Genomic DNA, 12793 nt, shown 5'->3' on the forward strand with positions numbered 1-12793 from the left:
CCGACTAAAGCGATTGTCGCCGCCACTGAAAAACCAAAACTTAACGCCAATGGCACATAAATGGTCGCGATAATCGGAATGGTGGAGAAAGACGAGCCGATCCCCATCGTGATCAGTAGACCTACTAGCAGCATCAAGAAGGCGGCGAGGGCTTTATTATCACCAATGATGTCGCTAAGCGAAGCCACAAGCGTGCCCACTTCACCGGTTTCTTTCACTACTGCGGCAAAACCTGCGGCAGAAATCATGATAAAGCCGATGTTGGCCATCATGCGCACGCCTTGATTGAAAATATCTTGGTCGGCGACATGCTTTAAGGCGCCCGAGAAACTGAAAATCATGAAGCCGACTAAGGCGCCGAAAATCATCGAATCGGTTTCAAGTTGCACCACTAAGGTGGCTAATATCGCCACTGCGGCAATGATAATATTGCGTTTATTGAGGGTTTCTTCTGGCTCTGCAACCAATACTTTGGCCTCATCGTAGATCCTAGGTTTACGGTAACTGATAAACACAGCTGTCAGTAACCCGACTATCATGCCCGCCGCTGGAATTAACATGGCTGGTGGAATTTGCTCACGTACAGCCGCTAAGCCATTACTGGTTAAGTTGGAAAGCAGAATGTCATTTAAGAAAATGCCACCAAATCCAATCGGTAAAATCATATAGGTTGTGACCAGACCGAAGGTCAAAACACAAGCAACTAAACGACGGTCGATATTCAGCTTGGTCATCACATGTAACAGTGGTGGCACTAAAATCGGAATGAAGGCGATATGAATAGGTAAAATATTCTGCGAGGCCATCGACATGACAAGTAGCGATAACAGCAGTAACCAGCGAACCCAGTTAGTGTTGGTGGGATTAGGATCTTGCCCAAGACTACTGATGATGCTTCTTGAGATCAGCGTGGTTAAGCCAGAGTGCGATAGTGCGACAGCAAAGGCACCTAATAATGCATAACTGAGCGCAATTTGCGCGCCGCCACCTAAGCCCGTATTAAAGGCATCTATGGTTTGGTGCAGATCCATTCCGCCCACAAGTCCCGCCACAAGGGCGCTCACGGTGAGGGCGATAACTACATTCACCCTAGCTAAACTGAGTGCCAACATTAAGCACACTGCAATAACGACTGCATTCATAGTCAATTTTCTTAATTCTTTAAGCCAAAGACGCTATTTTTGACTGCAAAGGCCGTCGATGTCCAGTTTGCCGAGGGCTTATCTGAAAAATATCTGAAAATGTGATCATGCTGGGTTTTGTCTGTTAGCCGAATGTGGATTGCTGCGCACACAGGATACGCAGATTGCTCTATCCTTAGTCAGGCAAAACGGAAATGCCCTTGAAAAATGTGATATTGGTCTTAAATAGGTTGTAAGGCACAGCACACGACTTATAATGCCTAAAGATTTGATTGGTAAGAACACCTTTTAATCAGTAAGGATTTAACTCGACCTAGGTTGATGAGAGCATACTGATTTGAGGGCATCTTGCCTTACACTTAGTTCAACTCATAGATGGAGATATAAAATGAGCGTATTAGTAGGCCGTCAGGCTCCTGATTTTACTGCTGCAGCTGTATTAGGTTCTGGCGAAATCGTTGATAGCTTCAACTTAACTGCAGCCATCAAAGGCAAACCAGCAGTCGTATTCTTCTATCCACTTGACTTCACTTTCGTTTGTCCATCAGAGTTGATCGCATTTGATCACCGCATGGAAGAGTTCACTAAGCGTGGCGTAGAAGTGATCGGTGTGTCTATCGATTCTCAGTTCACTCACAACGCATGGCGCAACACCCCAGTTGAAAAAGGCGGTATTGGCCAAGTTAAGTACACGCTAGTGGCTGACGTTAAACATGAAATCTGTAAAGCATACGATGTTGAGCATCCAGAAGCGGGTGTGGCTTTCCGTGGTTCATTCCTGATCGACAAAGAAGGCATGGTTCGTCACCAAGTTGTTAACGATCTGCCATTAGGCCGTAACGTTGATGAAATGCTACGTATGATCGACGCACTGCAATTCCACGAAGAGCACGGCGATGTATGTCCTGCTGGCTGGGAAAAAGGCGATAAAGGTATGAATGCAAGCACTGAAGGTGTTGCTGCTTACCTGTCTGAAAACGCAAGCTCATTGTAATTAGTATTTGCTAATCACAGTCGCCTGTTAAATGAAAAAAGCTGCCAATGGCAGCTTTTTTGTTTTTAAATGGCTTAAGATCTAGTGTGAACCGCTAAATTTATGCCTCAGTACCGCTTTGTGCATCCTGCTCATCCACGGCCAGTAACGGCCAGCCGCCTAATGATTTCCAACGATTCACTATGTGACAAAAAAGCTCTGCGGTACGTTCGGTATCATATAGCGCAGAATGGGCTTCTTTATTATCGAAGGGAATGCCCGCCATGATGCATGCTTTGGCAAGTACGGTATGACCAATGGCAAGTCCGGCGAGTGTAGCAGTATCGAAAGTAGCAAAAGGATGAAACGGCGAGCGTTTTAAGTCGCAACGTTCAATCGCCTTACTTACAAAACCATGATCAAAGGCGGCATTATGCGCCACTATGATACTGCGATGGCAGTCAGAGGCTTTTTGGGCTTTTTTGACCGCTTTAAAGATTTCCAAAAAGGCTTCTTTCTCGCTCACAGCTCCGCGTAACGGATTAGTGGGATCAATACCGTTGAATGCTAACGCTTCGGGTTCTAAATTTGCGCCTTCAAAGGGCTCAATGTGGAAGTGTAGGGTTTTGTCGATTCCTATCACGCCTTCATTGTCCATTTTCAGTAGGGTGACGGCAATTTCTAGCAACGCATCGGTTTGAGAGTTGAAGCCCGCAGTTTCGACATCAATGACTACGGGAAAGTAGCCTCGAAATCGGTATTTCAATTTGTTCGCGTCGCAAATGTCACTCATAAAGTACTCTAGAAAATTCACAGGGCGCTATTATGCTAAATGTGTTGGGGTGTGTCATGCTTGATTGATGGTTTTATGAGCTAAAGGAACTAAATAGTTTGCCGATAAAGCCATGTAACCGATTAAACATGAGTAAAGGCTATGTGGCGAAAACTGATATTAGTATCAATTTTATGCGTTCCAGCAACTGCAATGGCAGAGTTGCGCCATTATGTCGCCTCTTTAAGTGATTCCCAATGGCGAGTGAGTGAGAATTCTCCCATCGTTTGTCGCCTCGAGCATGATATCCCTTCTTACGGTAAAGCAATTTTTACCAGCGAAGCGGGTAAGCAGCAGAATATGAATTTTACTTTAGACATGTGGGTAAAACCGGACCAAGTCACGCAAGCTAAGTTAATTAGTCGCGCGCCGCAGTGGCGGCCTGGAGTGGTCTCAAAAGAGATCACATCACTGCATTATCAAAAGTACTTTAATGGTGAGGTGCCTAAACGTGCCGCTTGGTCTATGTTGGCTGAGTTGAGTCGCGGGATGGAACCGACGTTTTATTATGCCGATTGGTATAACGAGTCAAATAAGATTGCTGTGGGTTTGTCATCGGTTAACTTTGGCCGTAAATACAGCGAGTTCAAAGCTTGTCTAGCGCACCTGTTGCCCTATAGCTTTGAAGATATCGCATTTACTGTGTTGAATTATGATGAAGGCGGAACCGATTTAACTCGTTTTTCCCAGCAGCAACTGTCACGGGTTCAAGAATACTTAGCCTATGATCCTTTGGTGGAGCTAGTGCTGGTGGATGCGTATACCGACAGTTACGGTGGCCGTTCAGTTAACCAGAAAGTCTCGGATAAACGGGCGGAGTCGGTAAAAGATTTCTTTGTTGCCAGCGGTATTCCGCAAGATCGTATCGTTACTGTGGGGCATGGTGAGCGCCGTCATGTGGCTTCGAACGATGATATGGACGAAAGGGCACGTAACCGCCGCGTTGTGATACGGATCAGTAAGCCTTTGTAGTGTATTTGTGCAGTGTTTAACCTGTGCTAAATCAATATGGTTAAGCTGTATTCAATGCCAAGTCACTGACTTGGCATTGTCATTTATAGATGCGGAGGTGGTTATTTTTGGATAGCTTGGCAGTATTTCGCTCAACCTCAACCTCAACCTTTGCAGTATCAGCGAGCTTTAAATGGGATTATGAGTTTTTCTTATTTGTGATGTTCGCGAGCAGGTAATCGTTAAGCTGCAAATAAAACTAAAGTGAGGCTAGGGCATGAATAGTGATAGCGGCATAAAGCCTGATATCGTCGTAAGTAGGGTGGTGTTTGAAATGGATAAAAAAAAGCCCGCTTAAACTAAGCGGGCCGCAAAAATAATGCATTTGCAATCAACAAATTGAAGGAAGGAAGTCAAGCATAAGAACCAGGGAAGAAACTGAAGTGTTGGGAACACACCAGTTTAAAAGTTCTTTGTTTTCGATATCTGCAAGCAGGTATCTCCTGAAAACAAGCACATTCTATGGTGAACTCGGCGGTAAAACAAACGAGAAAAATTGCCCATAAACATTAGTAATTCTAATGATTGCAAAGGTGATCTATATCACTTAAGTCACTATTTACCTTGATTAATAACTTATAAATCACTATTAGTGCATAATAATACACTTCAATAAGCTTATCCTTGCTGCCATTTTGTTAAATCTGCGATACAACCTAAAAATCTTCTTATTAAGTTACGGCATTGCCATGATTTTTTTTGCTTGTATAGTACTTGCTGAAAAGGCCTTAAGCCCGAAACCACAAGAAGGACGATAACAAGATGGCATTAAGATTTCGCCTTGCAAAGCAAGGTTTGTTAGTGGCCACATTGGGAATGGCACTTGGTGCCTGCCAAAGTGGCAATGCACCTGAACAAAATTCGACTGAGCAGGCAAGCGCAAATAAATTGGTTTATCCAGTGACTCAAAAAGATGATCTCGTCGAAACCATTCACGGTGTTACCGTGGCGGATCCTTACCGCCATTTAGAGGCCAATACGCCAGAAACGGAAGCTTGGGTAAAAGAACAACAAGCCTTCGGTCAAGCCTATTTAGCCAAGATCCCCAATAAACAAGCAGTGGTCGATCGCATCACTGAGCTGTGGAATTACGAAAAAGTCTCCGCCCCATTTGAGAATGGCGACAATCAATTTTACTACCGTAATGATGGCCTGCAGGCGCAATCTGTTTTGTATGTCAAAGGGTTAGATGGCGTTGAAAAGCCAGTTCTCGATCCAAACAAACTGTCAGCGGATGGCACTGTGGCGCTATCAGGTGTTGCAGTGAGTAATGACGGTAAAATTTTAGCCTATGGTGTGTCAAATTCGGGCTCAGATTGGCAGCAATGGCAGTTTGTTGATATCGCAACCGGTAAGAAACTTGCCGATGAATTGAAATGGATTAAATTTTCTAGCGCAGTGTGGGATAAAGAAAACCAAGGTGTGTTTTATGCTCGCTATGATGCCCCAGCGGGTGGAGATGTCTTAGCCGACGTCAATTTCAATCAAAAAGTGTATTACCATAAATTAGGTACAGATCAGCGCCAAGATTTATTGATTTACGAGCGCCCACAGAATAAAGATTGGGGCTTTGGCATAGAGGTATCCGAGAAAGGCGAATACCTATTACTGTCGATTTCTCAAGGTACGGATAAGCGTAATCGTTTCTTCTATAAATCCTTATTTGAGCCTAAATCACAAGTGGTGGAATTGATCCTCAACTTAGAAGCTGAATATGAGTTTCTCGGTAATGATGGTTCAGTGTTTTATTTTAAAACCGACTTAGATGCGCCTAACGGTAAAGTGATTGCTATTGATACCCGCAATAGCGATAAATCCCAATGGCAAACCATTATTCCAGAGTCTACAGATCCGATAAATAACGTCGCCATAATTAATGACCATTTAGTGGTGAGTTATTTACACGATGTATTAGGTCAATTATCGATTTACAGCATGGGTGGGCAGAAGCGCCAAGACGTAGCATTACCTGGTCAAGGCAATGTGGCTGGGCCTTTTGGCAAAGCAAGCAAAGACTATTTCTATTATGTGTTTAATAGTTATATTCAACCTGAGACCACCTATAAATTTGACTTTAAAACCGCTGAATCAAGCGTAATTGCCAAACCTAAAGTATCGTTTAATCCCGATGACTATGTTTCTGAGCAAGTGTTTTATAGCAGCAAAGACGGCACGCGTGTGCCTATGATGCTGTCCTACAAAAAAGGCTTAGTGAAGAACGGTCAAAACCCAACATTACTGTATGCCTATGGTGGTTTTGCCATTTCGATGACACCACGCTTTAGTCCTGCCAACATTGCTTGGTTAGATATGGGCGGTATTTACGCTGTGCCGAGTTTACGTGGCGGCGCTGAATACGGCGAAAGCTGGCATCAAGCGGGGATGTTCGATAAAAAGCAAAATGTGTTTGATGACTATTTTGCCGCCGCGGAATATCTAGTGAGTGAAAAATACACTAATAGCACTAAGTTAGGTGCCTATGGCCGCAGTAACGGTGGTCTGTTGATGGGCGCTGCGGTAACTCAACGCCCTGAACTCTTTGCTGCGGTATTACCTGCTGTGGGCGTTCTGGATATGCTGCGCTTCCATAAGTTCACTATCGGTTGGGCTTGGACGAGTGAATATGGCAGTGCAGATAAAGCAGATCAATTCCCAGCGCTATTGGCTTATTCGCCTTATCACAATGTGAAAGCGCAAGCTTATCCAGCGACTATGGTGATGACTGCCGATCATGATGATCGCGTCGTGCCGTTACACAGTTTCAAGTTCGCAGCCATGTTGCAGGATAAGCAGCAGGGCACTGAACCTGTGATCATGCGTATCGAGTCCAATGCGGGTCACGGAGCCGGTAAACCAACGGCGATGAAGATTGATGAATTTGCCGATATCTACAGTTTCTTGTGGCAGAGTTTTGGCTTAACACTGCCACAAACTATCGCAAAATAACTAACTATGTTAATAAAATGGGGTCCTTTGACCCCATTGTCTTTTACAATTGCCCCTATTCATCTGAAACCCGCGCTATTCCTATCTATATCTTCGTCGGGTCATTCACAAGTCTTGTTTCCCTAGGTATAGTAAGCGTCAATTTTTCAACCAAAATTTGCTTATTTTCAAATGATGTTTCATTGGCCTATTTCAGTCTATTACGAAGACACCGACGCTGGCGGCGTTGTCTATCATTCGAACTATCTCAACTTTTTTGAGCGGGCGAGAACCGAGTGGCTAAAAGCCCTTGGCGTGAGTCAGACTGCGCTTTTAGCCGACGATACCGCCTTTGTGGTAAAGCGTGCGGAATTAGATTTTCGCAAAGCGGCACGTTTTGAACAGAACCTTATTGTTGAAACTAAGGTCATAGAGTTGAAAAAGGCCTCGTTGATCTTTCATCAACGCTTGGTCGATAAACAGGGAGACTGTTATTGTGAAGGCACAGTGCTGGTTGTTTGTGTTGCGCTGTCACGAATGCGTCCCCGAGCTATTCCCTTAAATATTGTGCAGGAGTTTGACAGTGCAAGCTGATATGTCGATTGTTGGGTTATTTTTACAAGCCAGTTTATTAGTGAAATTTGTTATGTTCACCTTACTTTGCTTGTCAGTGATGTCTTGGACGGTGATTTTACAACGCCGTAGCTTACTGACATCCGCAAAAAGTAAATCGGCGAAGTTTGAAGACAAATTTTGGTCAGGCGTTGATTTAAACCGTTTATATAAAGAATTATCGACTCGTCCTGATAATAGCGGTTTAGAGTCATTATTTGTGACTGGCTTTAAAGAATATTCACGCCTGAATAAATTAAATAGCAAAGTGCCCGATGCCGTGATGGACGGTACATCACGTGCTATGCGTGTGACACTTTCTCGCGAAATGGAAAAGTTAGAAGCTAACTTACCCTTATTAGCGACCATTGGTTCGACTAGCCCTTATATCGGTTTATTTGGTACGGTATGGGGGATTATGAATTCATTTATCGCCATTGGTTCGATGGAAAACGCGACCTTAGCTATGGTTGCCCCCGGTATTGCTGAAGCCTTGATTGCAACGGCTATGGGTCTATTTGCTGCGATCCCTGCGGTTATTGCGTACAACCGTTTCTCGACTCAAGTCGATAAATTAGAAATGGCCTACGCAAACTTTATGGAAGAGTTCTCCAGCATTTTGCATCGCCAGGCATACAGTGAGAAGGAAGGGGCATAATGCAACCAGCTTATCAGCGCAAACGTCGTCGCCCCGTTGCCGAAATCAACGTGGTGCCCTATATCGACGTGATGCTCGTGCTGTTAATTATTTTTATGGTAACAGCGCCCATAGTCACCCAAGGGGTAAAAGTGGAGCTGCCTCAAGGGGCCGCGGAAGTTTTACCTGCTGACAGTAAGCCACCTGTGGTGGCTTCGATTGACGGTGACGGTGATTATTATCTGAATAAAGGCGGTTCAACTAACGTACCGATGGACTTGGAAGAACTGGCGACGGAAGTTGCTGCGCTTATGGTGACAGAGCCTGAGCGTCCAGTGGTGGTTAAGGCCGATAGAAATATTCCTTACGATAAAGTGATTCAGTTGATGGTGACCTTGCAAGGTGCTGGCGTGCCATCAGTCGGTTTGATGACGGATTCACCCAAGGAGAAATAGGTGGCAGATAAGTCAGATGTAACATTACCTCTGTCAATTTCAGCGGGTATTCATATTGGCGTGATAATTATTCTGGCGTTGGGGATCGATTTCTCTCACAAACCTGAGCCTATGCAACAAGTTAGTGCGCCAGCGGTTAAAGCTGTGATGGTTGATCAGCAAAAAGTCGCTAATCAAGTTGAGAAACTTAAGCAAGAAAAGCGTGATGCCGAGCGCCGTGAGCAAGAACGTCAAGCCGAGCTTGAGCGCAAAGCGCAAGAAGCGAAGCAAGCGCGCGAACGTGAACAAGCTCAGATTAAACAGTTAGAGCAAGAACGTAAGCAGCAAGAAATTGAAACCCAAAAGGCCAATGAAGCGACCAAGCTAGCCCAAGTGAAACAGCAGCAGGAAAAGGAAAAGGCAGTTAAAGCCGAAGCCGACCGTAAGCTGAAAGAGCAGGAGCGTAAAGTCGCTGAAGATGCCGCGCAAAAAGCAGCAGAAAAACGCAAAGTGGAAGAAGCCGCTGCAGCAAAAGCCGAGACCGATCGTAAGCTGAAGGAGGCGGAAGCTAAGGCCAAAGCTGAAAAAGCCAAGGCTGATGCAGAAGCGAAAGCCGAAGCTAAGGCCAAAGCAGATGCTAAAGCCAAAGCGGACGCTAAGGCCAAAGCCGACGCTGAAGCCAAAGCCCGCGCCCTGCAGGAGCAAGAAATGGCCGATGCATTAGCGGCGGAGCAGGCGGCGTTGTCGCAAACCATGAATAAGCAGATGCAGAGTGAAGTGGGTAAGTATCAGGCAATGATTAAATCGACTATCCAACGTAATTTGGTAGTGGATGAATCTATGCGTGGCAAGACTTGTACTGTCTCTGTACGATTAGCAAATGATGGTTTTGTGATCAGCAGTCAAACTAAAGGCGGTGATCCTAACGTTTGTCGTGCAGCAAAAGCAGCGATTTTGAAGGCGGGTAAATTGCCAGTGTCTCCGGACCCTGCAGTTTATAACTTGATGAAAGAAATTAACTTAATCGTTGAACCAACGTTTTAATTAAAGGAGTCCCATGAGAATATTGGCAAAATGGTTAGCATTGGCAGTTCTGCTATGCACCACCCCCGCAAAAGCGGCATTGGATATTGTGATCACAGAAGGTGTTGACGCTGCGCGTCCCATCGCTGTGATGCCTTTTGTTTGGCAAGGTCCTGGCGCCGCACCGCAAGCGATTGCGGATGTAGTGATGTCGGACTTAGTGCGTAGCGGTACGTTTAAACCTTTAGACGAACTTGGACTGCCTCAGCGTAATATTGGCACTGTGGCACAGTTTCAAGCTAATTCTTGGTCAAGTGTTGGCGCCGAAGCGTTAGTGCTAGGTACCGTTAAACCTTATGGTACTGATCAATATTTGGTGAGCTTTGATTTAATCGATTTAGTCAAAGCCCAAAACCAAGCGTTGAAAGGCCCAGTTAGTGCAACAGAATTTTTGATGGACAGCCGTCAAACTGTGATTTCAGCGGCGCAATTTCGCCAATATGGACACAGGATCAGCGATATCGTCTACGAAAAGTTAACCGGTATTCGCGGTGCATTCTTAACGCGGATCTCCTATGTTGTGGTCAATCATACTCAAAAAGCCCCATATCAATTGATGGTTGCTGATTATGATGGCGTCAATGAACAAATGTTACTGCGCTCGCCAGAGCCGTTGATGTCACCGACTTGGTCACCTGATGGTCGTCGTTTAGCATATGTTAGCTTTGAAAACAAAAAAGCTGAGATCTTCGTGCAAGACCTTTATACCCAAGTGCGCACTAAAGTGAGCTCTTTCCCTGGTATTAACGGTGCGCCGGCGTTCTCACCCGATGGAAAATCTTTGGCGATCACTTTATCTAAAGACGGTCAGCCTGAAATTTACATCATAGATATTGCGACCAAAGCCATTAAGCGTATTACCAATCACTATGCTATCGATACTGAGCCATCATGGTATCCTGATGGAAAGTCGTTGATTTTTACATCAGAGCGCGGTGGTAGACCACAGATTTATCGCGTAGAGTTGAGCTCAGGTAAAGTGAGTCGCGAAACTTTTGAAGGTGAATGGAACCTCGGTGGTTCAATTACCCCTGATGGTCGCAGTATGATTTTTGTTAATCGCACGAACGGTAAATTTAATATTGCGCGTATGGATTTAAGTACGCGTTTTATGCAGGTGCTGACATCGACACGTTTGGATGAATCTCCAAGTGTGGCCCCTAATGGTACTATGGTGATCTATGGCACCACATACCAAGGCAAGCAAGTATTAGCAGCTGTTTCTACGGATGGACGTTTTAAAGCAAGATTACCGGCAGGTCAAGGTGAGGTGAAATCACCTTCTTGGTCACCGTTTCTCTAATGTTATACCTTGATTTAATCACATTTAATTTTATAAGGAACACGTAATGGATCTGAATAAGTTGTTAAAAGCTATGTTGGTAGCACTTCCAATTATGGCTCTTAGTGCATGTAGCTCAACTTCAGAATCAGAAACTGATGCAATGGGCTCAACAAACGGTTCAGGTAGTGAACTGAATGGTGGCATTCAAACTGGTGGTGTAGGCGCAATGTTGTCTGCTGAAGAGCAACAACGTCAGCAGTTAGAAGACTTGAGAAAGCAACACATCATTTACTTCGACTTTGACCGCAGTGAAGTTCAAACTGATTTCGCCGCAATATTAGAAGCCCATGGCACTTACTTAGTTGAGCACCCAAGCGTGCGCGTACTGATTGAAGGTCATGCTGATGAGCGTGGCACGCCTGAGTACAACATCGCTCTGGGCGAACGTCGTGCTAAAGCCGTTGCTAAATACCTACAAGGTATGGGCGTACAGCCAAGCCAAATGAGCGTAGTCAGCTATGGCGAAGAAAAACCACTTGATTTTTCTCGCACTGATGAAGGTTTTGGCAAAAACCGTCGTGCAGTTTTAGTTTACTAAGATTGAATCTCGGAGAGTAACACAATGAAACGTGCCGTCTTAATTACGGCAATGTTCCTTGGAGCAGGTGCTGCAGTTGCAGCACCTGCTCCTGTGGAAGATATTGCTGGTGGTTCGGGTGATGACAGACTTGCTCGCATAGAACGTATTGTAAAATCAAGACAACAAAGCGAGCTCGATATGCAGCGCCGTCTTGATACACTGCAGCGGGAAGTACTCGATTTACGTGGTTTAACCGAACAACAGAATTATCAGATTGAGCAGATGCAACAGCGTCAGCGTCAGTTATATGATGAACTTGCTAATTTATCCTCAAAGGCATCTGCCGCTCCTGCAGCCGCAGCCGCGACATCCACACCTTCTATAGCCTCGACGAATGCGGCTTCAAGTAGTTTAAGTGAAACTGCAAGCTATGAGAGTGCCGTTAACTTAGTCTTGAAAGAGCGTAAGTATGACGACGCTATTCCTGCCTTCCGTGCTTTTATCAAACAATACCCAGATTCTGTGTATGCCGCGAATGCTAACTATTGGTTAGGGCAGCTATTATTTAATAAGAGCGAATTTGCAGAAGCCAAACAAGCCTTCAAAACTGTGGTTGACCGTTTTAGTGATTCCAATAAACGGGGTGACAGTTTAGTGAAGCTTGGCATGATCGCCGAGAAAACCGGTGACAAGGCTGGGGCGACGCAATACTACCAACAAGTCGTCAAAGATTACGCAAACAGCGCAGCAGCGCGCATTGCACAGCAGCAACTGGCTGCAATTAAAGCGTAATTAACTAAAAAACATACTCTTAGTCTGTTTTTCATGCAAACGACAAAAAATTGGGAATTTGCGCTTGCATGAGAAGATGAAAAAGGTATTATAGGCGCCCTCAGAGCGGCGAGGTCGTTCGGGGCGTAAAATACCAGTAAATGGGTCGTTAGCTCAGTCGGTAGAGCAGTTGGCTTTTAACCAATTGGTCGAAGGTTCGAATCCTTCACGACCCACCACTTATTATTGGCATTGTGAATGCTTAAAATAAGTGAATAGTTTTATCGCAATACCTAGATGGGTCGTTAGCTCAGTCGCTTTTTTATAAGGCTAGGGCAGTTGGCTTTTAACCAATCAGTCGAATGGTTCTAATCCTTCACGAAACACCACTTTACTGAAAGTGCATAATTCAGCGCAACACCTAGATGGGTCGTTAGCTCAGTCGGTAGAGCAGTTGGCTTTTAACCAATTGGTCGAAGGTTCGAATCCTTCACGACCCACCACTTTT

General features: G+C 45.0%; 12 protein-coding genes and 2 tRNA genes. 12 read left to right on the forward strand and 2 right to left on the reverse strand.

Going from position 1 to position 12793, the window contains the following annotated elements; all coding sequences use genetic code 11:
* On the reverse strand, positions 1-1142 hold a 1142-nt coding region (locus BM607_RS03565; protein WP_249269543.1), incomplete at its 3' end, for a Na+/H+ antiporter NhaC family protein.
* A 388-nt stretch (positions 1143-1530) separates the two neighbouring features.
* On the opposite strand from BM607_RS03565, the gene BM607_RS03570 reads away from it, so the two are divergent.
* Positions 1531-2136, forward strand: a complete 606-nt coding sequence (locus tag BM607_RS03570) for a peroxiredoxin C (RefSeq protein ID WP_006081247.1) — start codon at positions 1531-1533, stop codon at positions 2134-2136.
* Between the two features lie 100 nt (positions 2137-2236).
* Here BM607_RS03570 and rnt read toward each other — a convergent pair whose 3' ends face one another.
* Positions 2237-2908, reverse strand: a complete 672-nt coding sequence (rnt, locus tag BM607_RS03575; RefSeq protein WP_006081248.1) for a ribonuclease T — start codon at positions 2906-2908, stop codon at positions 2237-2239.
* A gap of 141 nt (positions 2909-3049) precedes the next feature.
* Here rnt and motY point away from each other — a divergent pair, with 141 nt between their 5' ends.
* The 11 genes from motY (at position 3050) to BM607_RS03635 (ending at position 12788) form a co-directional block, all read left to right on the forward strand.
* Positions 3050-3919, forward strand: a complete 870-nt coding sequence (motY, locus tag BM607_RS03580) for a flagellar protein MotY (RefSeq protein ID WP_006081249.1) — start codon at positions 3050-3052, stop codon at positions 3917-3919.
* 801 nt (positions 3920-4720) lie between these two features.
* Positions 4721-6904, forward strand: a complete 2184-nt coding sequence (locus BM607_RS03585) for a prolyl oligopeptidase family serine peptidase (RefSeq protein ID WP_071938870.1) — start codon at positions 4721-4723, stop codon at positions 6902-6904.
* Positions 6905-7075: 171 nt separating this feature from the next.
* Positions 7076-7477 (forward strand): tol-pal system-associated acyl-CoA thioesterase, encoded by a 402-nt coding sequence (gene ybgC / locus BM607_RS03590; protein WP_006081251.1) that lies wholly within the window; start codon positions 7076-7078, stop codon positions 7475-7477.
* A complete protein-coding gene (gene tolQ / locus BM607_RS03595) occupies positions 7467-8153 on the forward strand; it encodes a protein TolQ (protein ID WP_006081252.1) in 687 nt (228 codons plus the stop codon). Before ybgC ends, tolQ begins: the two co-directional genes overlap by 11 nt.
* A complete protein-coding gene (gene tolR / locus BM607_RS03600; RefSeq protein WP_006081253.1) occupies positions 8153-8587 on the forward strand; it encodes a protein TolR in 435 nt (144 codons plus the stop codon). Before tolQ ends, tolR begins: the two co-directional genes overlap by 1 nt.
* Positions 8588-9610 carry a cell envelope integrity protein TolA gene (gene tolA, locus BM607_RS03605; RefSeq protein ID WP_071938869.1) on the forward strand — a complete coding sequence of 341 codons (1023 nt, stop codon included), beginning with the start codon at positions 8588-8590 and terminating at the stop codon, positions 9608-9610.
* Between the two features lie 13 nt (positions 9611-9623).
* Complete coding sequence (tolB, locus tag BM607_RS03610; protein ID WP_006087449.1) at positions 9624-10952, forward strand: Tol-Pal system beta propeller repeat protein TolB; 1329 nt, start codon at positions 9624-9626, stop codon at positions 10950-10952.
* Positions 10953-10998: 46 nt separating this feature from the next.
* Complete coding sequence (pal, locus tag BM607_RS03615) at positions 10999-11532, forward strand: peptidoglycan-associated lipoprotein Pal (RefSeq protein WP_071938868.1); 534 nt, start codon at positions 10999-11001, stop codon at positions 11530-11532.
* 24 nt (positions 11533-11556) lie between these two features.
* The gene (ybgF, locus tag BM607_RS03620; RefSeq protein WP_006087448.1) at positions 11557-12306 is read left to right on the forward strand and encodes a tol-pal system protein YbgF; all 750 of its coding nucleotides are present in this window, start codon (positions 11557-11559) and stop codon (positions 12304-12306) included.
* 142 nt (positions 12307-12448) lie between these two features.
* Positions 12449-12524: transfer RNA gene (locus tag BM607_RS03625), tRNA-Lys, on the forward strand.
* 188 nt (positions 12525-12712) lie between these two features.
* A tRNA-Lys gene (locus BM607_RS03635) sits at positions 12713-12788 on the forward strand.
* The last annotated feature ends 5 nt before the right edge of the window (positions 12789-12793 follow it).

The sequence above is a fragment of the Shewanella sp. SACH genome, assembly GCF_001887095.2.
Taxonomy (GTDB): Bacteria; Pseudomonadota; Gammaproteobacteria; order Enterobacterales; family Shewanellaceae; genus Shewanella; species Shewanella baltica.